20 protein-coding genes and 1 pseudogene are annotated in these 23,156 nt (G+C 60.2%); all 21 read left to right on the top strand.

Features of this window, described 5'->3' with window-relative positions; genetic code table 11:
- Nucleotides 1-376 precede the first annotated feature (376 nt).
- On the top strand, nt 377-643 hold the full coding sequence (locus IPL79_20210) for a hypothetical protein (GenBank protein ID MBK9073300.1): 267 nt from the start codon (nt 377-379) through the stop codon (nt 641-643).
- Nucleotides 640-915 carry a hypothetical protein gene (locus IPL79_20205; protein ID MBK9073299.1) on the top strand — a complete coding sequence of 92 codons (276 nt, stop codon included), beginning with the start codon at nt 640-642 and terminating at the stop codon, nt 913-915. The genes IPL79_20210 and IPL79_20205 overlap by 4 nt, the downstream gene beginning before the upstream one ends.
- Nucleotides 916-1,057: 142 nt before the next feature.
- Nucleotides 1,058-1,638: pseudogene (locus IPL79_20200) on the top strand (HNH endonuclease).
- Between the two features lie 27 nt (nt 1,639-1,665).
- Nucleotides 1,666-2,136, top strand: coding sequence for a DUF882 domain-containing protein (locus IPL79_20195; protein MBK9073298.1), 471 nt, complete (start codon nt 1,666-1,668; stop codon nt 2,134-2,136).
- Entirely contained in the window at nt 2,133-2,333 is a 201-nt protein-coding gene (locus IPL79_20190) for a hypothetical protein (GenBank protein MBK9073297.1), read from the top strand. The genes IPL79_20195 and IPL79_20190 overlap by 4 nt, the downstream gene beginning before the upstream one ends.
- 55 nt (nt 2,334-2,388) lie before the next feature.
- On the top strand, nt 2,389-3,075 hold the full coding sequence (locus tag IPL79_20185; protein ID MBK9073296.1) for a hypothetical protein: 687 nt from the start codon (nt 2,389-2,391) through the stop codon (nt 3,073-3,075).
- 19 nt (nt 3,076-3,094) lie between these two features.
- A complete protein-coding gene (locus IPL79_20180; protein MBK9073295.1) occupies nt 3,095-3,556 on the top strand; it encodes a hypothetical protein in 462 nt (153 codons plus the stop codon).
- Nucleotides 3,557-3,716: 160 nt separating this feature from the next.
- Complete coding sequence (locus tag IPL79_20175; GenBank protein MBK9073294.1) at nt 3,717-5,315, top strand: hypothetical protein; 1,599 nt, start codon at nt 3,717-3,719, stop codon at nt 5,313-5,315.
- Nucleotides 5,308-7,308 carry a hypothetical protein gene (locus tag IPL79_20170; protein ID MBK9073293.1) on the top strand — a complete coding sequence of 667 codons (2,001 nt, stop codon included), beginning with the start codon at nt 5,308-5,310 and terminating at the stop codon, nt 7,306-7,308. The genes IPL79_20175 and IPL79_20170 overlap by 8 nt, the downstream gene beginning before the upstream one ends.
- Nucleotides 7,309-7,329: 21 nt before the next feature.
- A complete protein-coding gene (locus IPL79_20165; GenBank protein MBK9073292.1) occupies nt 7,330-8,304 on the top strand; it encodes a hypothetical protein in 975 nt (324 codons plus the stop codon).
- 109 nt (nt 8,305-8,413) lie between these two features.
- On the top strand, nt 8,414-9,781 hold the full coding sequence (locus tag IPL79_20160) for a hypothetical protein (GenBank protein MBK9073291.1): 1,368 nt from the start codon (nt 8,414-8,416) through the stop codon (nt 9,779-9,781).
- A 13-nt stretch (nt 9,782-9,794) separates the two neighbouring features.
- Nucleotides 9,795-10,193 carry a hypothetical protein gene (locus tag IPL79_20155; protein ID MBK9073290.1) on the top strand — a complete coding sequence of 133 codons (399 nt, stop codon included), beginning with the start codon at nt 9,795-9,797 and terminating at the stop codon, nt 10,191-10,193.
- A gap of 96 nt (nt 10,194-10,289) precedes the next feature.
- Complete coding sequence (locus IPL79_20150; protein ID MBK9073289.1) at nt 10,290-10,955, top strand: hypothetical protein; 666 nt, start codon at nt 10,290-10,292, stop codon at nt 10,953-10,955.
- Complete coding sequence (locus tag IPL79_20145; GenBank protein MBK9073288.1) at nt 10,955-11,215, top strand: hypothetical protein; 261 nt, start codon at nt 10,955-10,957, stop codon at nt 11,213-11,215. Before IPL79_20150 ends, IPL79_20145 begins: the two co-directional genes overlap by 1 nt.
- Nucleotides 11,212-14,532, top strand: coding sequence for a hypothetical protein (locus IPL79_20140; GenBank protein ID MBK9073287.1), 3,321 nt, complete (start codon nt 11,212-11,214; stop codon nt 14,530-14,532). The genes IPL79_20145 and IPL79_20140 overlap by 4 nt, the downstream gene beginning before the upstream one ends.
- A 91-nt stretch (nt 14,533-14,623) precedes the next feature.
- A complete protein-coding gene (locus IPL79_20135) occupies nt 14,624-15,058 on the top strand; it encodes a hypothetical protein (GenBank protein ID MBK9073286.1) in 435 nt (144 codons plus the stop codon).
- Nucleotides 15,059-15,070: 12 nt separating this feature from the next.
- Nucleotides 15,071-15,724 carry a hypothetical protein gene (locus IPL79_20130; GenBank protein ID MBK9073285.1) on the top strand — a complete coding sequence of 218 codons (654 nt, stop codon included), beginning with the start codon at nt 15,071-15,073 and terminating at the stop codon, nt 15,722-15,724.
- Nucleotides 15,724-18,162: a hypothetical protein gene (locus IPL79_20125; protein ID MBK9073284.1), complete on the top strand. Its 2,439-nt coding sequence runs from the start codon at nt 15,724-15,726 to the stop codon at nt 18,160-18,162. Before IPL79_20130 ends, IPL79_20125 begins: the two co-directional genes overlap by 1 nt.
- Complete coding sequence (locus IPL79_20120; GenBank protein ID MBK9073283.1) at nt 18,159-21,797, top strand: hypothetical protein; 3,639 nt, start codon at nt 18,159-18,161, stop codon at nt 21,795-21,797. The genes IPL79_20125 and IPL79_20120 overlap by 4 nt, the downstream gene beginning before the upstream one ends.
- Before the next feature lie 38 nt (nt 21,798-21,835).
- Nucleotides 21,836-22,273 carry a hypothetical protein gene (locus tag IPL79_20115; GenBank protein ID MBK9073282.1) on the top strand — a complete coding sequence of 146 codons (438 nt, stop codon included), beginning with the start codon at nt 21,836-21,838 and terminating at the stop codon, nt 22,271-22,273.
- Between the two features lie 12 nt (nt 22,274-22,285).
- Nucleotides 22,286-23,155 (top strand): hypothetical protein, encoded by an 870-nt coding sequence (locus IPL79_20110; protein MBK9073281.1) that lies wholly within the window; start codon nt 22,286-22,288, stop codon nt 23,153-23,155.
- Nucleotide 23,156 lies beyond the last annotated feature (1 nt).

Below are 23,156 nucleotides of genomic sequence, written 5' to 3'. Positions count from 1 at the left end.
ACGCTGCGCAGCGGTGGAAGCGGAGCGGCCATGGCCACCGCTGCGTTGGGGAAGGTGCGAAGCTGCAAGCGAGAGCACCCCCCCCTCCCCCTTTTCGGGTTTACCCGGGGGGCGAGCGCAGCGATACCTCACATGTAGTCTCCATAATTTTGCCCAACCCATCCCACCTACCTCACGTGTAGTCTCCCCAATTTCCACCCCGCACCACACGTGGCGTAGACTCCCCCACCCGCTGGTGACTATCTGCCCAGGGGAGCTACCCCCCACTCGAATCCCGTTCCCCCTAGATTTTCCACCCCTGCTTCCCCACGGCTTCCACACAGAGGCCCACAGCGTCGCCGTAGCGCGGTCTTTTTCCCCATGTTAGCGTTTCCCCATGCTTGAACAAATCATCGGCTACGTCGTGGAATACGGACCCAAGGCGCTCGCAATCCTCGGTGCGCTAGGCGCGCTGCTTGCGCTCATCGCCCCGCTGACGAACACCAAGCTGGATGACAAGCTACTTGGTGTGTTCTCGAAAATCTCGGCGGTCCTCGCCTGGCTAGTCGCGAAGCTCAACACCCGGGCCGCGGTCAACCAGGTGTTTGACGCGAAAGCGGATGGCACGGTGGGGCGACTAAGCAAGCAACTCCGGGGCAAGTGATGCAAGCCGTCAGGATTGACGGCGACTCCATCACGGTCAACGGAACGAAGTACCTCGCGCCGCCGTGGGCGATTCAGTGGGTGCGTCGGTGGATAGAGACGAAGTCGCTGAATCGAGATGTAACCATTGAGACGACACGGGATGGCGTACAGTGGTCGATTCACTTCAAGGACCGCGTGGTCATCAAGATAACGCCCATTGATTCATCCCCGGTGTACTTGCAATTCTGCTGCGATGATGATTTTCTGATTACCAATGCTGAAATCAAATAATCGAGTTCCCGTGAAACCCTGGCCCACCAACCCGACCTACCTAATCCACGAGTGTGGCGATGTGTGGGCAGATAAAGGGGCGTACTTTGCACGTCTAGCGCAGACGGCGGAGCCAGGACGGTATGCCAAGGTCAACGTGCGGATGCCCGAGCGCAAGTGCGTCTACGTGCATCGGCTGGTTGCAGAGACATTCCACGAGCGGGACACTGACGCGCTGCGTCCATTGGAAGTCAATCACCGCAATGGCAACAAGCTAGACAACCGCGTGGCGAACCTGGAGTGGGTAACCCGCAGCGAGAATGTGTCCCACGCCCATTCGATGCGCCGCGCGCGGGGTGTGAAGTGATAGATACCGTCAAGAAGGCCGAGTCCATCGCGGCGCGGTTCAAGGAGATGCTCAAGGAGCGGTTCCCCGATGGGCTGTGGAGCCCGTCCGCGGAAGAGTCCGTGGACCCGGAGTACATCTGGGGCGCCCTGGTGGCGGTGAGCCAAGGAATCAACGCCTGTGTGGTGCTCGATGAGCCCGTGGAAGACAGGGACATGCAGTCGATTGTCCCCCACTACACCCTGGGGCAGAAGCCATTACGGAAGTTCAAGAAGCTAATCTATGCGACCAAGGGTCCGATAGAGCGGGACGAGCTCATGAGGCGCATCAAACCCTTCATGGCGGAGAACGCGTCGGTTGTTTTGCTGTACTCGAATCCGCCGAATTTCTACAACTAGCCGAGGAGCGACATGTTTACAGCGTTGATGAATCTAATCACCCGGCGGATAACGCCAACGGCGACGGAATTTAGCGGTCCCAGTGCGCACTTCACCTGGCGGGAGGTCGCCTGTAGGGACCGGGAGCGGACGCTGCCCACCGGCAAGGCGCTGGAGAACGCGCGCAAGGCCGCGGTGATGATGGAAGCCATCCGCGAGGCGATGGGCGACAACCCTATCACGGTGAACAGTTGGTATCGCACCCCCGCCTACAACATGCAGGTGAAGGGCTCCAGCGACAGCCGGCACATGCTCGGCATGGCGGTGGACTTCACGGTGCAGTCGATGGCCCCGGAGGAAGTGTTTATGCGGCTGCGGGTGCTGCGAGATGCTGGGCAGATAGGTATCGGCGGGCTCGCCGGGTACAAGAATTTCGTACACGCCGACATCGGCGAGAGGCGCAACTGGAAGACCGGCATGTCCTACAACGACGACATCGTCCGCGAGGGGAAGGCATGAAGCGTAAGCGGTCAATGCCCGCGACGGGGCCGATTAAGAGCAACCGCACCCAGCTCATGGCGCTCATGACCAAGCTATATAAGCCCAAGAAAGGGGCCATGATGGCACTGTGGAGCATGACCGAAGAGCAGGCGGGGGTCGTGCTACAGGACTTGTTGAAAGCTGCTGAGGATGAGGAAGGCGAGCCCCATGCTTAGGTGCAAGGTGTGCGAAGTCTCGGTGAACGATGTGGGGGCAGGGTGCGACACATGCTTGCCCTTTAAGCGCAAAGCCCTGGTGCGGGATGGGCGCGGTGACCTGAGCCTGGTCGGCGATATTGAGCGGCTGTCGAACACGGCGCGCAACATGCTGCGGCATCTGTCGAAGGTCTACAAGCGCATGGCGGTCGACGACACCGTGCATGACAAAGACCTGGTGTCTTCGATTGCGAAGGTATCGAAGGTCTACGAGGGGCTCATCAAGATGCTCAAGAGCATCAAGAGTGACACCCAACAGACGTTGATGAAAATGAGTTCGTATGACCGGCTGCGTATGATGGCGAAGTTCCTGTCTTCCGCGCCGGAAGAGGACCGCATCAAGGTCATGCAACTGGCGGCGATTCCCTACATCCGGGATGCGACGGTCATCAAGGCAATGCCGAGTCGCTCGAAGCTGCCGGCGGAAGTGAACGCTGTGCTGAATGATGCTCCCGTGAGCAAGGAGCTAGTCGAAGTTGGAATGGAAGAATTTGACATGGACGATGAAGCAACAGTGGCCGAGGTCGAGGACCTGGTGGACGACGCCGTGGCCCAGAAAGACGAAGCGTGGGACCGGCGCAACGCCGCCAGCGTCGTGACCAAGGTGGAGCGCCCGATGCCGTTCGATAAGTTCGAGGAAGAGACGACATCGGAGATTGTGCCACCGTCTGATTGGCTAGAAGGCGAGCCAGGCAATGGCTGATTTCGTTATCAGGGGACCAATGGTCGAGGATGTCCCGTACATCATGAAGTCATGGCTGGCGTCCCTGCGCAGGCTCAACGCCTTCATGCCGGATGACCTGTTCTATGACCCCCACCGCGAGCTGCTGCGGCGCATCATCGAGCGGAGCATCGTCACGGTGGCCGAGGGGCCAGACAAGAAGATTCTAGGGTACGGCGTGCTAGAGCAGCCGAGAGATATGGACATCGCGGGGCGAATCCTGCGGAAAGGTGTCGTGCATTGGTGTCACATCCGAGGACAAACAAACAGTCACAACCAACAGATAAGCCTAGCGATGGGCCTGCTAAAGCCGGCGGGGCCGCTGCCGGTGTACACGTGCCACAACCGGGCGCAATTCGTCCAGGCGTTCGGGACGTTGCTGGGCCAGGCCCACAGCATCCTGCTACGCCCAATGAAGCTCCCGCCCGGCGAATCGACAAAGTCTTCTTCGACGGAACTGTAGAGGTGCTTGGCAAGCCGCTGCGGTGCTGGATACCTGCCGGGCACGGGGTTGCTACGTTCAAAAATGCGCCCGCGGGGTTCATCCTGCTCCACCCTGCGTGGAGCGATAGGTCTGTGCTGGTGAACACGAACAAAATCTTCACCATCGAGCTAGAGGAAAAATGAGCAAGAGCTCGAAGCAGCAACCGGAATCGAGCGAAGACAAGTACTTCGAGCTGCTCGATGAGATGCTGCGCGAGCACTCGCTGCCACAGCTTTCCAAGGAGGAGCAGCGCAAGCTGTCGAGCCCGCACAAGGCGGAGTCGATGCGGCGCACGCTGTCGCACAAGCAGTACTGCCTGGCCGTGGAGTCGGATGATTTCGTATCGGTCATGTGCCCACGCCGAAGTGGCAAGTCGTACGCCATCCTCGTCGCCTGCATGGCGAGCTGCATCGAGATACCAGGCTTTCGTGTTGCTATCTTCTGCTTGTCCAAGCCGCACGCGGCAGGGATTTACTGGGAAGACATGCACACGCTCAACAAGGACTACAGCCTGGGCTGCAAGTCCAACGGCACGTCGCTGACGTTTCGCTTCCCCAATGACTCGATGATGGTGCTCTGCGGCGCCGAGAGCGAGGCGGAAGTCAGCAAGGTGCGCGGTCGCAAGTATCACCGCGTGGTCATCGACGAAGCAATGGTCTACCGCCGCGACCTGTTCCACATGCTGACGGATGTGGTTGTGCCGCCGGCCCTGCTCGACTACGGCGGGGCGCTGTGGCTGTCCGGTACGCCGGAAGGCCCGTGCGAAGGCGACTTCTACGAGGCGACATGCGCGCCACCCAAGACCATCGAGGCCGAGGACGGGACAGAGCAGGTTTCCAACTGGCAGCACGGCCAAGAGAAACCAGCAATCCCGTACCGGTGGAAATTCCACACGTGGACTTCAAAAGAGAACACGAAGATGCCGCACATTTGGGAGACGGCGCTCAAGCGCAAGAAGCGTTTTGGCTGGGCCGACGACAACCCAATTTGGCGCCGCGAGTACCTGGGTCAGTGGGTCGAAACCAACGACCTCAACACCTTCATGGTGTCCCGCGATGTCAACTGCTACGGCGCCAACGCGCCGGACTTCACCGATGGGTTTGAGTTCATCATGGGCGCCGACTTCGGGTTTCACGATGGCACGGCCCTCGTCATCTGGGCCTTCAAGCGCACCGAGCCTGAAGTCTACGAGTTCATGTCAATCAAGCGCCGGGAAATCACCGAGCAGCAGATTGCACAGATGATTCGCGATGCGGAATCGTCGCTGCCCAAGCCTGTCCTAGCTCGCGTTGGTGACCCAGGCGGCGGCGGCGTGATTATCATGGAAGGCTTGCAGCGCACATACGGGCTCACCTTCATTCGCGCCGAGAAGCACAACAAGATTGAGTACATTAACCAATTTAACCGCGCCGCCACATCGGGGCTGGTATGGCTCAACCCATCGTCGCCGCTGGTCGACGAAATGTCGGCAATCCTGTGGAACAAGAAGACCATGGGGACGACGAGGCAGTCAGAGGACCGCAGGTTTCCGAACGACTTGTCGGATGCCGCTATCTACAGCTTCCGATACGCTAAGAACCGCCACATCGAGAGCAATGCGCCGGTCGCGAAGCCCAAGCGGATGACCCTGGACGAGCGCGAGGAAGCAATTTTTCGCGGTGAAACTGTCGGCCCAAAGTATAACTATGATGACCCATTGGGCCTACTGGCGCAGCTAAAGGACAAAGACGATGAGTAAAAAACTGGCATTGGTAGAATCCTACACATCCAAAGGCGCGTCAGACGGCATGACCGATGAGCGCATGTCGAAAATCATGGCCCACGGCACGGATGCCTCGAAGTGGAACGAGCCAGACATCGAAACCCAGGAGGGGCGCGACGCCGTCTTCTCGATGGCAAAAGAGCGCATCGAGGCGCTGCGGAAGTCAACCAGTGGGGCGCGCGGCAACATGCGCACCTTCTGCCGATGGTACGACGGGCGGACGCCGGCAGACCTGGTGGAGAACGGCGCTGCCACTGGGGATTCGGAGCGCGATGCGCACTTCCTGTTCTCGTCGCAGACCGGCGCGGTGCCCCGCCAGAACCTAATCGCGACGCTAGTCGACGCGCTGGCAGCCATCATCGGCAAGCAGCGCCCCATGCCTCGCACGGTGTCGCGCGGCGGCAACTGGACGGCCCAGCGTGTCACCGAGCAGCTCAACGACTGCATCAAGGCGACCTACCCGGAGTCAGGCATCTACGAGGTTGCGCCCGACCTGGTCATCGACGCCCTGGTCTGCGGGACCGCGGCGCTGCGCTTCGAGCGCGGCAATAGTCGCTCTTTCATCTCGACCGGCGACGTGACCATCAACGCCGTACGCATCCTGCCGTGGCAGGTGTACGTCGACGACAACCCTGGCTCGCCCATCGACATCCCAAACGAAGTATTCATCGACCGCCTCGTCGACCCCATGCAGCTCATCGAAGAACATCCGTCGCTGGAGGAAGAAATTCTCGAGATTGACCGTAGGGGCTCATCTGGCAGCCGCGGCGATGTCATCATCTCCGAGGGCTGGCGCATGTACATGGGTGAGCTCACCTACGTGAAGTTTTGTGACAAGGTGATGTTTCACTGTGAAAAGAAAGAAGATAGCTGCATCCCGGTTGAGTTCCTGCGTTTCCAGAACCCACGCAGCGGCTTCTACGGCGTTTCACTGACGGAGCGCGTCGCCGGCAAGCAGATTCGCATTGATGAGCTGGAGAAGTTCATCGCTGAGATGCAGCGCCGCCACGTGCGGCCCACGGCGTTTGTTGACCCGAACATGGGCTCGCTCAAGATGTCCAAGGTGGCCGGGCTCGACATGGATACCGTGGAGCTGCCGGGTGGACGCCCGCCGACCATTCACGTTCCGCACGTCATCAGTCCAGAGCTATACACGCAGATTGACCGCATCGTCGACCGGGCCATGCAGGAGACGGGTATCAGTGACTTCTCGACCCAGAGCAAGATTCCGGGTGGGATTGAGACTGGCCCAGCGGTGCGCGAGGTCGCCTTCAAGAACACGGAGCGGCACAACCAGTTCGCGATGCGGTACGAAAATCTATTCATGGCAGCGGCCAAGCACATCATCGGCGGGCACATTGCCATCTCCAAAGAGCGCAAGGGCAAGCACAAGGTCTACTTCCGGCGCGGCGCCGGCCTCATGGAGCGCGAGTGGCCGGACCTGACCAAGGATGGAATCCGCTACACGGTCTTCATCGAGGAGTCCGCGCTCGACACCCTGTCGCCGAGCTTCCGCACGGAAACCGTGCTGGGCTGGGCGCAGATGGGTCTGCTGCGCGGTCCCGCGGAGACGCGCAAGCTGATTGCGAATCCCGACCTCGAAGGCTCAAATAAGTACAGCTCGTCTTCCCATGAGGACGAAGCGATGTTTATCATCGACGAAATCTCGAAGGGGAACCGCATCGTCCCCGACCAATTCATGGAAATGAACGTCATTATCCCAAAAGTGAAGTCAGCGATGGCGCTGGCCCGCCAATACAAGGTGCAGCAGGAGACGCCGGAAATCTACGCCCTGTTTGTCGAGTTCATCGACGGCGCAATCCGCATCGAGGAAGGCAAAGCCGCTGCCGCGCAGGCCGGCTCTATGCCGACCGACGAAGGTATGCCGGTCGCCAATGTCTCGCGCGCCGCAGCACAAGGACTCAATGCCCCGCTTTCAGGCGGCGGCAGTTCATCGGATGGCATTTAATCGTAAGGAGAAGGCAGAAATATGGACATGCAAGAGAACGAAATGGTCGAACAACCCCTCGAGGGCGTCGCGGCAGAGCTGCATAACGATAGCGTCGCTGACGACGCAATCCTTGCCGAGCTGCGCGGCAACCTAATATCCGGTGAAGTCTCCGGGCCTCCCAAGAAGAATGGCCGGAAGGCCGAGGCGGAACCGCAGGAGACTGCGGACGAGGCGCCCGAGGAAGGCGACGAGGAGTACGACGAGTACCAGGGCGCCGATGAGCTTCATGTCTCGGAACGCCTGGACCTGGAGCGCCTCCGGGGCTTCAAGGAGAAGGCGTCGACCAAGCTAACGTCAATGAACGAGGAGCTTCAGGAGCTTCGCGCGATGAATGAGCAGCTCACCGCGAAGGCGGGCCTGTCGATGAGCAGCCTGTATGACCCAAAGGTCATCTCGGCCTTATCGCAGGAGGAGCGCGCCGAGCTGGCCGCCTTTGTCTTCTACGCCGGCAAGGACGATGCGCCGCCAGAAGTGAAGGGGGCGCTGGACAAGATGACCCGCAAGGCAGAAGAGGCCCGATACCGCGCCACTCTCGCCGAGCGCGAGGCTGAATCCCGTGCTGAACACCAGCGCATGGTCGCCGAGTCGCGGCTCAACACCTACCAGACTCAGGTCAGCGAAGAGCTGTTGGAGAACGCTGACAACTACGAGCACACCTCCGCGTTGTTCGCCGGCAACCGCCGGGCAATCGCCAGGGCCGTGTTTGACGAGGCGGCGGCAATGGCCATCGAGGCGGAGGAAGCGGGAGAGGAACTTACAGCCGCCGACATCACGCCCGCGAAGGTCTTGGCTTCCATCGAGGAGCGCGCGGCCCGTATCATGGCAAATAACAGCCGTGGCGTCCGCCCATCGTCGAACCGCAAGGAGGCGTCATCGGTATCTCAGCGCCGCAATGTGGACGTGATGTCGGATAGCGCAGATGACACAATTCTGGCTATGCTGGAAGAAGATTGAAAAGTATTGTAGACTTCAAGTGCATTTATCAACTTTCCTGCTGTCAACCTGTTTCTCGCTGTCATCCCACAACGCTCCAACGCTTTAGCGGAGCAAAAAGGATTTTTATATGGCGAGTGTAGGCAATGACGTAGAAGCATTTGGCAATGCAGGGTCTAGTGACGTTCTCTCACGCATCTATGGTGCGCTGAAGAAGACGTATAAGCGCGAGCAAATCGACGCGAACTTTGAACTGCATTGTCCGTTTGTTAAATCCCTCAAGAAGCGAAAAGTCGCGCCGGGCCAGGACTATACCTGGGCCGTTTCGCTCGACCCAGCTAACGGCATCGGTAACAACCTTGCCGACGTTATCGCTGGCGTTGGTGTCTCTGACAGCGTTGCTCGCGGCACTGGTATGGCGAACTTCACCGCCAAAATGTCGAAAGACTACTCGGTGCTCAACCTGGACAACGAGTTCATCGCTCGCGCGGCGTCCCCTGACGCTGCGTTCGCGGCGCAATTCCGCTACCAGGTGAACGGCTCGCTCCAATGGTTCGGCACCCAGTACGCCCGCAAAATCGCTGGCAACGGCTCGGGCGCGCTGGCCAAGATTGCGTATGCCGACATCAACACACCATCTGGTGCGTTGTACTACACGCTCCCACACAAGTCGATGACCCGGTTCTTCACCAAGAACACCGTTCTCGTCGTTTGTGACCTTTCCACCACTGGCGTGCCTACGGGCAACCTCGCCGCTGGCGGAACTGTCACCGCGGTCGACCGGAACACCGGCATCATCACCGTCTCGGGCGCTCCAGTCCTGACGGCGTACTCGGGCTCGACATCGGGCCTTTTGCTCGGCGCTCGCGGCGTCATGGGTGTTGTTGGTAGCCCCATTCGCACCGACAACGTTTGTGGCGTTGCTGGCTGGATTCCAACCACGGTTCCAACGTCGCTTGCCACGGTCGGCCTCGGCACGACCCGCATCAACTCGACGTACAACCGCGACCTGTACCCGGAGCGTCTCGCAGGCCACCGCCTGACTGGCTCGACGGCTCCAATCGACGACCTGCTGTTCGAGCTGGGTGGTCGCATGATGGAAGTTGGTTCCATCCCTGACGTTTGCGGTATGAGCTTCAACACCTACGCGAAAATCGCTTCGCGTCAGTGGAACAAGGTTATGCCTTACGACGCGAAAATGGCTGCTGCTATCAACTGTAAGCCGCTGTCTATCGTGACTCCAGCCGGTCAACTTCCGTTCATGGTCGACGCCTCGTTCCCAGACGACGCCGTCTATTTGCTGAAGCGCAACACCTGGGAAATCATCCACACGTCGAGCGGCGTCCCTGCTCAAATCACCGAAGGCGCTGGCAACGGCAATGCCTTCCAACTCGACGAAGACGGCGTGCAGTATCGCTGGCGTGCGTGGTCGCAACTCGTTTGCGTTGACCCATACCAAAACGGCGTTGCTGCTGTCTCGGATACCTCATTCATTTAATTAAGGAGAACTTATGAGCAAGAAAGTTGAATCAGCAAAAAGCGGAACCATTATCGTCGCCGCGCAAGTGACTATCGGCGCTTCCGGTGCCGTTACCACGGTTGCCGCCGGTGACGACGCAGTCAACTGCGCCCTCAGCGACACCAACCTGTACACCTTCACCATTGCTTCGCACATCCTGCGCGGCGCCTACGCCATCATCCCGTTCTTCAGCTCGGCGATTGCCTCGGCTGATACCACGACGGATACGGTTGCGTGGATTCCATCGGTGAAGGCAATCGACGTGTCGGCTGGCACCGTCACGATGCGCTTCTGTAGCGATACCGGCGCTGCTGACGAACCTGCGTCTGGTGACACCATCAACGCGCTGTTTGTCATTCACCGCGCACCCGACCGCGTTGGCTTTGAATAGCTAACGGGCTGACCCATGCCGCTTGGTAACAGGCGGCATCACTTAGGCCGTTAGTAGACAAGGAGTCCGACCATGAGAGAGATAACAATTGCTGAAATGCAACGAATGGTCAGGTTCTACGCCGACTACAAGAATGCGGAGATTCGCGCAGACAACTCCGAAATCAACCGTGAACTGGACTACGGGATGAATAAGTACTGGGCGATGATGCTGCGCCGGTTGAGCTGGCTGTACGTTTCATCGCAGGACATCACGCTGACCGGCGCCGCGTCCTACGCCTCGAACGCTCGCGAGCGCACCGTTGCCATAGAAATCGTCACAGGTTCATCGACGCGCCCGATTCATCGCGCGAACCCATTTGCGGCGCCATACAAGGGCGCATCCGAGTACGGCCTGGAGTACACGGAGCAGATCGTCTACCACCCATTCGCGCACAACATTCACCTGCACGGCACGCTGCCGACAGCCGGCACGATGCGCGTCCGGTACATCCCGTTGATGCCGAGGCCATCGCTGCTCGCTGACCCGGATGATTTCATCTACTTCCCAAGCGGCTGGGAAGAGATACCTACGCTGTGGGCAGCCATTCGCCTGCTCGCGCGCGACCACGAGAACACCGATGGGCTCATGATGCTCTACAACGACGCCGTTTCGCGGATGAACGAAGAAGCTGACACGCTCGACATGTTCCAATCGAGCAAGGTGCTCGGCGGAAGCTGGGAGCGGATGTTTCACCGGGTGTCGACACGGGAGATAGAATAATGGCTCGCATTATCGTCACAGGCAGGGCTTCCACGCGGGCCATGCGCAACATCGCGCGAACCCTAGACAAGGGCTCGGCGACGACCGTCACACTTGCGTCAGGCGCGAACACCATCCGCCATCGGCAGCAAGGCATCCCAGCTGGCGTCGAAATCCTCGTCAACGAGGCCGGCACGCTGTCACTACAGTCGTTCACGACAACCTATTGGAACGTCACGGCCAGCGCCGCCGGCGACGTGAAGCTCAGGTGGGTCAAATGAGCAACTCGTCGGGGTACAAGCCGGTCTACTTCGACCTGCAAAAGGGCCAGGTGACAAGCCGTGGCCGTGCAAAGGACCAGGCAATGATTCCGCGCCTGCTGCGCGACCTATACTACGACGGTGATACGCTGGTTGGCAGGCCGGCGGCAACGGCAATCAATGCTGGCTACGACCCGCTTGTGGAACTGCCGCCGACGACGGAATCAGACACGCCGGTCACAATCACAAACGTGGCGACGGACGGCGAGCGCGTCTTTGGCGTCGGAAACCAACCTGGCATCATGACGTCCACGATGCCTGACCCTGGGCTTGGTACACACCGCGTGGTCTATGAGCTGAAGCGTGAGGCCACAGATACGCAGCGGACCATCAAGACCTACTGGCACGCGACGAACATTCCGGAGCCAAAGGCCGCGACAAAGCTGATGGAGTTCGGCGCCATCTACCCATCGAGCATCGCTGGCTCTGGCGATGACTTGTACGTGAGCGCGCCGCTCGGAAAGACAGCCAGTGGCGGCGGCTTGTATCACTTGCACAAACACCAGGTTGTCAGCGAGCCCGCGCACAGAAACTACTCTGGCTACAACCAAATGTACCCAGACGCCAGTGTTACCAGGGCCGTTGGCACCGCGATATATATCTCCGCCGACTCTGTGGCGAGCAGATTCTTGCTGTTTTGGTCATTTGGTCGCAAGTCTTACGCCTTCAAGCTGCGAACTACCGCTGGCGTTGACATCCCGTATGTTCATGGGTGGGATGCGCGAGTTGTCGGCACAACGCTGTATCTGGCAAGGTCAGACGGTGGGTCGACAGCGGCGACGCTGCTGGTGTACCGGTTTGATGTTTCAAATGCCGTACTACTTACTGGCTCAACTACGTCTACGCCGACGACAATTAACGCTGCAACGCAAGCGACGATTACCCCTGCGTTCGGAACAGGCATTGGCGCAACGACGAACGATGGCCTGAAACTAGTGAGCATTAGTAGTGGGTGCGAGACGGAGCTGCGCATCGCCACGTTCGGAAAAAGGAACAGTCAGGAGTACATCGGGTTCTATAGACGAGACCTGTCCACCCTTGTCAGCGTTGCGTCCTATGAAGTTGCCGCTGGAGCGAACACAGTAGACGCGAGGACTCTCACGTGCAACGACAACATCATTCTATGCGAAGAAGGGTTCACATCGCCAGACTCGGCCACGTGGAATGGCGACTACCTGTACACGCTCCATGGTCAGTCGCAGGTCAGGGCGTACGTGATGTCAGGCAGCACGATTGTCGGGGCGGCGTTCTTCCCGAGAACATTCCATGACTCCGACGCTGACACAAAACCATTCAGGCCGCCGGCATCCGACTACAGGCTGCTGTCCGGCGTATCCTCTGGCGGCCTCGTTTGCATTGGCCAGAACATCTACCGAGTTGGGGAATTTAAGTCGTTTCCATCAGACGGGTATGCTGCTAACAAGGAGATCAACAAGTTAGCCGCCATTTTCATCTGCAAGGCGATAGATGTGTCAGCTACACTCAATAGTCTCGCAGAGAGACACTCAGCCGCCGAGCAAAGCAGGATGTACAACATTTTATCTGGGTGGGTTGACGAGCGGTATGTCGTTCTGCCCGTTGGCAGCTATGAGCAAGGACCAGCATTCAGTGAGACAGCCGGCGGTCTAATCTCAACGACTGGTATGCTCCAGCAAGACCAGTTCGTTTTATTCGACATCAAGACAGTCACGCTGTCGTGCGTGAAGACTGGGCACAGCGTCACATCGTTTGCGCATGGATTCTCGCTCGATGTCACAGGCAAGTCTGTCATCACCGTGTCGCCTGACCGCCCGGTGCCGTCCGCCACGACGTCGGGTAGTGTCGTGACGCGCGAAAACAACTGGCCAGCGTCCACAATTGTCTCCTACCGCGCCGTCATCGTCGCTACATGCGGCGGCAAAGAAAGTTACGTTGCCGGCAGAACACAAATCCTCAATGTTACGTCGGCACTGGACAAGGACGTCACCGCGACGTTCTACTACAACCCGTGGACGTGTGGTGGCTGCGAGATTCGCGTCTACCGCAACGCATCGCCTGCCAACGGCGCTGGCGACTTCTTCTATCTCGACTCGGTGACCGCTGACGGCTACTACGACCCAACGACTGAATCCACTTTTGGGTCGGCGTCGGTCGTGGACTTCCGCATCCCGCCAACGCTGCTCGCTAACTCATCGCTCGACCCAACCGGCGGCGGCGAGTCACTCCAGGGCTATCACATGGCCGGGATGCGCAGCATTGCCGTTGTGCAGGGCCGCCCAGTCATCGCCACGCAGGACGCCGTCTATCCATCACAGATTCCGCTTGGCGACGATGCGCTGCCGATGTGCTTGCCCGACGTGGCTGTCAAAATCCCGTACGCCTATGGCTCTATCATTGGAATCGCACCAAACGCAGACGACATCCTCGTGGCGACTGACCGCGCGGTGCTCGGCATCAACGGCGGGCTTCCAGATGCAGCTGGCGGCGGCTTCTCGCTCGCCCACTACAACATCCTGTCGGGCGTGAACCCATCGTGCGCTCCAATCGAGACGCCGGCGGGGCTCATCATCCCGCACAAGGATGGTTGCATCCTGTTCAACGGCAGCGTGAACGAAATTGGCTCGAAGGCCAGCGGCTTCGACTTTGAGAACGCCAGCGGGTACTACTCCACGCGCTACGGCCTTATTCTATCCCTGGGGACGGGCACGGAGGCCAATATCCTCGTGTACGACATCGGCGCCGACCGCTGGTGCTCATGGCTAGTTGACGGGGCCACAAACAGCGTCGCTTGCCCGGTTTACGGGCGTTTTGCTGGGGCTGTGATAGTCGGCGGCGCGCACTTCATCCCATCGCCAGAAGACGACGACGCGCACTACAGCGCAATGGCCTACCGAATTGACACCGGCTGGTGCAACTACGGCGGTCGGTTTGTTGTGTCCAGCGTTCGCAGAATCATGATGGATGGCTATGACGGGACCACTGGCGGCGCGCTCACAACCATCACATCGAACACATTGTACGACCTGAATCCAGACTTTGACAACGACGAGTCGGAAGAAGTCATCAAGGCCGTGCGGTCCAACTACGTCACCAACCAGCGGGATAGCATCGGGTTCCGGTGGCAAATCCACCTTGGAAGACGTAAGGCGTCCACCCACAGGCATGTGGTAGACTTGACTGTCGTTGAGGACGGGGGAATCCAGTACAGCGGCAAGATCGAGGTCCACACGCTGGCGGCAGACGTCATGGTTGACGTAGCAAAATACACAGCACATACAGTCGACCCGGAGGATTTCTAATATGGTGTGGGGAGCAATCATCGCAGGAGCTGCTGGCGCACTTGGCGGTGCGATTAAGCAAAATTCTGTCAACAAAAAGCAAAACAGCATCATGCGCCAGATTGGCGACAGGCGGTTTGGCTATGAGCGCCTACATGGGGCCAGCCAAGACGCGCTCGCGCGTACGCTTGCCAAGGGCGGATTCGACCAGTCGACGGCACAGGCTGCCATGGACCGCACCGACATCAACCGCGATGCTCGCGTGGCCGAGGCCGGCGGCGCCGCTGGCATCCGTGACTCCATGTTCCGTGACTCCGACGAGAAGCTCGCGAGCGTCCTTGGCAAGAACGTTGCCGCCGAGCGCACAAGCAACATGGCCGACGCTGGCCGTGTCATGACTCAGACTGAAGCCGACATGCTGCGTCGCAAGCAGCTACGCCTCGAAGCTGCCGGCATGTACGAAGATGCCCGTGGCAAAAAGGGCTCGGTTCTCAAAGGGGCCGTCAGCGGCGCCGCGAGCGCCCTGTCTGGAATGTTCGGGAAATAATAGGAGGACTCCATGGCGGGCTACAACAATCCATACGAAGAAGACGACGAGGGCCGGCCACCGCGCCCGCGACCGCAAGGCAGCAACTACGGCGGCTACCCGGCCCCGGCGCCTGCTGTTCGACCGACCAGCCCATCGAACGGTCAGTTGTATCAAGCGGGGACTCGAGCAGAAAACCAGGGCTTCAACGCGCTTGATGACAGCCGGGCGTCGCTCATTCGCTCATTGGAACGCACGGCAAACGGCAAGGGCCAGGCGTACGGCCAGACCATGCGCGAAGTCAAGCACGGTAATGCACGCCTCGGCGGCCTGGCGTCGACGGGCCGCGGCAGCGTCGCGTCTGTACTCAACTCGCAAAACGCCGCTCGAATCAACGTCGCCGCCGGCCACCAGGGCGGGCTCGCTGCGAAAGCGGATGAGCAGGCACGCGCGCGGCAGGCGCTGGCCAACGTCATTGGCAGCGCGCAGTCCGCACAGGGCGCCCGCGAAGAGCTTGAGCTCAACGTCATCAAGGGCACGCCAGACGCGAAGAACCCGCTCGACAAGCTCGCCGTGCCAGCGCAGGTTGGCCAGGCTGCGTGGGACATCTCGCAATCCGGTGGCGGCGGAGACGACGACGAGGCCAAGCGCCGCAACCGCGCTAGCTACAACGGGGGGAACTACTAATGGGCATCTATGACGCCCTTGGCGAAGACCTCCGAGGCGCGGTGACCGGGCAGAAACGCCCGTTTGCCCCAAAGAGTATTGACGAAATCAACGAGGAGTCGCTGGCCGCGGTCCTCAGCGGGGCCGTGCGCCCTGGGCCGGCTGACACCCCACAGGAGCAAATCGACGCCCCCGTGGCGGCCCCATCGGACCTGCCAGTGGAAGGCGTCACCGAGGCGGAGCAACTGCCGCCTGTTACGGTTGCGCCTGGTGCCGGCGAAGTCGTTACGACGCCAGGTCAAGTCGAGATGCAGGAGGAGCAGCCGGTCGCTGCCCCGGTCGCGCCGACCGACCCAGCCGTTTCCGAGTCAGGCAACACGTCGCTCTCGATTAGCGCCGATGCGCTTGTCCCGAAGTACGCCGACGTTGAGACAAAGAGAGACTTTGCTGGCGCCTCCCTCGTCTCGAAGCTAGAAGCGCAAAGAGAACTGCTCAAGCAGCAAGAGTTGATTAAAGAAGAGCGCCTGAACGCCATCGAGCTGTCGGCCATCGCCGAGAAAGAACTACATGAGAAGCAAGCCGCCGAAGCTGAAAGGTTTGACCAAGAGCAAGCCAGCATCCGAGTTTTCGCAGAAAACCGAATCGCTCAGGCCGACGAAGAAGTTGCGCAACTGGCTGCGCGTGAACCAGACCCAAAGCGTTTCTGGGAAAACCAGTCAGACGGCCAAAAAGCCCTCTTCTTCATTGTCGCGGCCCTTCAAGCCCTCTCTAAGCCCGAAGAAGTCCCCGCGATAACCGCGCGGCTCGACGCCTACATCGAGCGCGACATCGCGTTGCAGGAAGGCCGTATGTCCCGTGAGCTTGGCGCCGCGCGCGAGCGAACCAAGAGTGTACGCGACATCATCGCGCTGCGTGGTGACAGTCTTGAGCGTCGCTACAAGATGAAACAGTCGCGGTACGTGTCGCTCTACAAGATGGCAATGGTCGACGCCACCAGTGCTGCCACGTCAGCCGATGCAAAGGAAGCGACCCTGAAAGCAGCGACAGTTGTCGCCGAGACGTCAGCCAAGGCCAGTGACACCTTTCTGGCTCAGACCATGCAACTCGATGAGCTACAGCTCGCGGAGCAAAAGCTGGCCATGTCTGCCGGCGGAGCGCGTCGCGGCGGTGGCGGCGGTGGCGGTGGCGGTGGCGGCGGTGGAGGAACGGCGCCTGGCACGGCGCCTCCGGGCGCAATCCCCGTGGCAAACGTGACGACGGGCGCCTACACGACGAGTGGCGGCGTGCAGTACGTCAGGCCGAACCCTGACCTCAAAGAAGCCAACAAAATCATCGTAGAAGTGAACGACAACGCAAACACCAGCGCGCGTGCTCATGGTCGCGCATACACGGCCCTCGCCGGATACCCAGATGGGAAGCTGCCCGCGCTCATAACCAAGGACTCAGAGCTTGGCGCAGCCTTGGTTGACATCGCCTTTACGATTGCAAAGCGGCGCGACGATGGTCGCCTGTCTGACCAGGATGTCTCCATTGGCAACGGGGCTTTTATCCTTGAGTTTCGTGGTGGAGCAATCGACAAAATCAGAACGATGAGAATCGATGTCGCTGACGTTAGAAAGATGCTCGACATAGGCGACGCTCTGGCTCGCGACTCATTCATGACCAAAATCAGGCCGGCGATTCACGTCGACGACCCGATGCCAAAATGGATGACCGGTAGGGAGCTTGCTGACTCTGCTGCGGACAGAAAGCGGGAGTTTGAGAAGGCGGAGTCGATGCAGACGGCAACCGCTCTTTCAGGTCAGTCGACAGAAGAAGTGGAAGTTCCGTATATTGACGAAAATGGGAATAGGGCAGTCAGGAAGGTGCAGCAACCGCTGCCGGCTGCCGGTGGCGGCGGCCTTCTGTCGTCTTTTATGTCGAGGGCGCTGGAGGGCACGCCATCCGGAAAGGCTTACACATCGGAACAGGCGTGGGTCAGCCAAAGCGGGGAACGCGGTACGCTGACAAAAGAATCAAAGGCTAGGATGCGTGAGGAGCTGGCGACTGCGTTCAGCAAAACCCACAGCCTACCCAGCGACGCTCCTGGTAAAAAAGAGCTGCTCAGTGCTCTTGAAACACGACTGCGCGCAGTTGAGGCTACTCCTGTGGAAGACGGGTCCATCAAGAGCACAATCGACCAATACAAGAAAGCGGCTCGCCATTTCCGAATGAGCAAGATTGGCCCAGAAACCAAGGCATGGGAGCAATCCGAGTTCATGGTCACGATGCCAAGCGATGGGCTGATGCGCACTATCTTTGGCGATGACTGGAAAAAGAAGACAGCCAGGATGAGTCGCATGGAAATCGCCAACGAAATCGACCGGCAACTGCGCGAGCTTGGAGAGTTTCCGGATGAGCGCGGCTCCATGAGGCGCGCCATGGAAGAGACGTTTAAAAAGGCGGGCGCTAGCAAATGATTACAATCCTGATGCCGGATGGCAAATCAGTTCGCGTTCGCCGCGAATTTGCCGACGCATATCTGCAACTCGGCGGCGTCATTGTTGACGGCCAGGCAAAGCCCGGCATTGCCGCCCAGGACCAGTACGGAAACCAGACGACCAGTGATGACCCGAACGCAGTCATCGCCGTTGACCCAACGCTTGGAACGCGCAGAGCTGTTCGCGAGGGACACGCCCAGAACATGCAGGGGCAGAACCTGCAAGCGTTTGGCGAGGGTGCGGTGCGTGGCGCGACTGCCGGGCTCGTGCAGGGCTTCGATGAGTACTCAGGCGACCGCGCCGCGGAAAATCCGTACCTTGCTGCCGGTGGTGAAATCGGCGGCATTGCCGGTGGCGCACTCATTGGCGGAGCAGTTGCCGGCACAGCGGGCCTTGCTGGCGGCGCTGGCGCCATGTCAACCCGCGCCGGCCTTGGCGCCGTCAAAGCGTTCGAGGCCACGTCGATGGGTTCCCGTATCGCTGGCAGCGCCTTTGCGCGCGGTGCCATCGAGGGCAGCGTCGAGGCGCTCACTTACGGCGCCACCCGCGGTGCCATCGAGAAAGTCGTCCATGACAAGCCGTTCGCTGCCGAGGCGCTCGCGCTGGAAACCATCGCTGGCTTCGGGCTTGGCGGCGCGCTGGGCAAGCTAGCGGCTGGCAAGAAAGCCAAAACGGCGGCGACTCGCACAGCGTCGGAAATCCCGGCGTCGGAGTTCATCGGACCGCTGGAGCAATACGGCCCGACGAAGTTTGGCGACACGCTACAAGGCCGTGCGCTGCAAGCTCGGCGCGGGACGGAAGCCATCCGCTACAGCGACGAGGCGGGGCCGCTATTCCCCAGTGCCGATGACCTCGTGAAGCAAACCATTGGGAACGATGCAATCGACTCAACGCTGGTGTCGCCAACGCCAGTTGACGACCTGCTTGTGCTAACCCGCGGCGACGGCAACGACGCCTATGCTTCGCTCGGCGACCTGGTCGAGCGCCGCAATCTGCCAATGGTCGACACCCGCGCGGCCCGCCGGCAGGCACGGGAGTTCATGGAAAACATCCCGGAGATGAAAGCCGTGGATAAACTTAGCGCGCGTCACGAAGCCGACCTGGATAGGCTGGAGGCAGAGCTTGTCAGTATTGACTCCGGCGACCCGGCGTTTGTGCAGGCGGACTTATTGCCAGAATGGGCGGAGCTTACCCGCTTGCGCCGCGAGTTCGGCAGGCGCGCCGGGTGGGAAACTGGCGACCTGGGCCGCAACGGCGTGACCCAGAAATCATCCGACGCCTTCCCCATTGCCCCCAGCGTCGATGGTGAGCCCAGAATCTGGCGCGGCATTTTGCGGGCGTCAGACATCGCCGGCAACGAAGACATGATTCGCTTGCGCAGTCGCATCCTAGAGCTGGCCGACACCATCGACCAGAAGCTGGAGCCCGTGCGCGCCAACGGCGAGCGGTACATCTACGGCCCGGCGTCGCAGGATGCCGGCGTGCGTTTGCGCGGCGAGCACCCAGACTGGGCGGACTTCATGCCCATCGAGCGCGAGCGCCTGGCCGCTAGCACCAGAGAGGCGCTTTTGCGCGAGGCGCGCGGCTCGGGCCAGTCAGCCCAATCGAAGACCGCCGAGGCGCTGATTGCGCGGGCGGCGGAGCTTGAGAAGATGAAAATCCCCCCTGGCCGCGGGGTGGGCGGCAAGTTCATTAAGAAGAGTGAGTTCGAGACAATCTCGGTCGACGAGTACCTTTCGATGCCCCACGACGAGGCGGTGAAGCTACTCGATGGCAGCCGCGGGTCGCTCACCCCGGACGCCGTCAAGCGGCTCGGCGCCACGCTTCGCGAGCAATACGCCACGCCTGGCAGGGCCATGGCGCCACGGTCGGCCAAGGACGCTCTCGTCCGCAAGGGTCGCCGACCAGAGCTTTCGCGCTCGGCTCAAATCATCGAGACAATCTTGGCCGAGGCAGAGCGCGTAAAGTCGATTGGACCCGGCAAGGGGCTGAACGGGAAGTTCGCCAAGGCGGGACCCAACGATGCGCTAACGCTTGACGAAATCCTTAACATGCCGCGGAAGCAGGCCGAGTCGCTCATCAGTGGCCGGGGAGAATCCGCCCTGTCTGTGGACGCTATAAAGCGTCTGGAGAAGGACGTCATCTCGGAGCTGGCCAAGCCGCACCGCGTCGCAGACAAAAAGATTTCCAAGTACGTCCCCGATTCGCGAAAATCTTTTGACACCAATAACGAGACATGGCGGATGCAGGAAGCTGTGGCGTCCGCGGCCAGGGAGGAAAAGACCTGGGGTCACGTGAGCAAGTACAGCTTCACCGAGGACCTGCCGGCGGGGATGCAGGAGAACTTGGACAAGGCCGCGGCGCAGGCCGCCGAGGTTACCGGCGCCAAGGTTGACAGCGTCGCCGAGACGGCCCGGAAGCGCGCCGCCAAGCAGGCGGACTCGGCCCGGGTGGCGGCACTGAAAGAGCAAATCCTGGAGGCGAAGCTGCGCAAGGACTCGGCGACGGCGCGCGCCCAAGAGCTGCGGGCCAAGATTGCGCAGGAGCGCCTGTCGACAATACGCAGCAAGAAGGCCGAGAAGGTGTCGCCGGAAGCGGTGGCGGCGAAGCGCGATGCCATCCTCAAGGAGACGGCGGAGGCTTCGCAGCTCGAGCGCGAGGCGTACGAGGCCGCGGCCAAGCAGGAGGTCGCCGCCGAGGACCTAAGCAAGTTCGTGGGCGGCTACAAGCGCGCGGCGCAGAACAGCGCGACCGAGGCTGGTGCGAGCGCGTTTGCTGACTCGAAGGCCCCCAAGGGCTTCTTTGGTGGCGTCATCGACACGCTGCGCCGAATCAACGCCGTGGGCCTCGCCGCGGCAATTCACTTCCCCGGTGTCACGCTAGCCGCTGCTGCTGTAAAAAAGTACGGGGGTGGGATTGCCCGTGCGGCATCTTCTGCCATGTCTCACGCGCCAACCCGGTATGCCACGCGCATCGCTGGCTCATCTGGCTTTGCCAGGGCGCTGGCGCCTGGCGGAGATGACAATGACCGCGAGCTGCGCGCCATCGCCAACGCAGCGAACGACCCCGAGGCGTTTCGCGCCGCGGTCGCGCAAATCATCCGCGACCAGTACGGGTCATCGGAGCAACTTGCCCCACAGGTGGTCGAGCGCACGTCGAGGCAGTTGCAGTTCCTGTCATCGAAGCTGCCGGCGTCGCTCAACCCGGTGAAGCCGTTGTTCTCGCCATCCGACATCGCCAGACATTCAGGCTACTCGCGGGCATGGAAAACGCCGCTCCAGGTGCTTGCCAACGCTCAGTGGGAAAATATCGGCACCGTCGAGGCTGTGGGGGAAATGTGGCCAGACACCTACATGGAATGGAAGGTGCAGCTCGCGGAGCGCGTTGCCAACGCCATGGCCCAGGGCAAGCCAGTCCCAAGCTCGCTGGCGCGCTTCATCCCGACCGTGAGCCCTTCGGCGACGCCCACCGGCATGAACATCATGTCTCAATGGGTCGAGGAGGAGTCGAAGGTTGACCCGCCGAACAAGACCACGGAGTCGATGGCGGAGAGCTTTGCGCCTAAATCTGTAAGCTCAACTCTTTCAGAAAATCGGGTTAATATGAATCGTTAGTTCGCATAGGACTTTGAGAAAGACGGGAGAAAAGGACCATGAGATTTTTAACAGTTTTGGATGTAGGTGCAGCCAACGCGGCGGCAGAAGTCGCCCTAATGCTCGATGCGCGCGGGATTATGACCGGCGGCGTGTATGGCTTGGAGGAGTTCAAGCTGCTTGATGGCATGCCTGACTTCGCCTATTCGTCGCCGCTCATCATGAACAGCGGCAAGGGCTTCGCGTTCGGCTACGAATGGGACGGCACTCTGGCCGGTACGGTTGTCTTGCAAATCGGCGTGCGCCGGTCGCAGGACATCTACTCGTCAAAGGGTTTCTTGTGGAAAGACACGACCGAGGTCATGACGGACCCTGCTGGCACGGCTGGGTCATTCGTTGACACGTGGGGGAACATGTACGCTTCGGCCATGCGGCTGAAGTTTAGCTACACCGGTGGCGAAGGGAACTTCCACGCCTACGCAAACGTCAAGGACTAAACGGAGTTACCTATGTCAAATAAAGAAGATGCTGCAAACCGATACGAGAAGGCCCTGTACTTACTGCGCGACATGCGCAAGAAAGACACTGGCAAACGCAATCGCGGCGACAACCAGGCGAGTGCGGAGCGAACCAAGACGGCGGCGCGCACCAAGGACATTGGTCGCAACGCCGCCAGTGAACTGTTCTCGGAGCCCAAGAAGGTCGACGCTCCAGAGGTGACAAAGGCTCGTCAATACGCCAAAGACCTGTACGCCGATGACGAAACGCCGGCTCCAAAGAAGACTGCTCCCGCCAAGAAGCGACGAGGCTCCAAGTCGGCGACGCCGGAGCAAAAGAAAAAGGCTGTGGAGGACGCAAGCCAGTACGCCAAGGACTTGTATGGTGGCGATGGCATGTCTGTCGAAAAAAGCATGAAAGAGCGCAAGCCGCTATCTGAAAGCGACTTCCCGCAGAAGAAGCAAGAACCCGCCGCCAAGCCGAAATTCGGCGCCGGCGATATGTACAAGGGCAACTCCGAGAAGTCATACCAAGGCGACGAGTACCCTAAGCCGCGCCGTATAGATGGTCGCGTCGACGGTCTGCATCGTCCAATCGATGGTCGCGTCGACGGTCGCAGCAACAGTCGCGACGAGGAAGACTACGAGAAGCCATCGGGCAACGCTCGCCTGTTCAAAGCACTGTCTGGCGTTCTCGCGCGCAACTCGTCGGATGGCACCTACAAAGAGCGCGGCTCGCTGCTAGGTGGCAAACAAATCGAGGGGCGCGACCTGGACGAGGACGAATTGGACTTAAAGACCAAGGTCTACTCTGCGCCTCGCACAACCTACAACCGCAACATCCCCACCATCCGGGCGGGCGCCCCGTTCAAGGCTAAGTAAC

The sequence above is a fragment of the Myxococcales bacterium genome (assembly GCA_016716835.1).
Classification (GTDB): domain Bacteria; phylum Myxococcota_A; class Polyangia; order Haliangiales; family Haliangiaceae; genus JADJUW01.
This window is presented reverse-complemented; position numbering and strand designations above follow the sequence as displayed.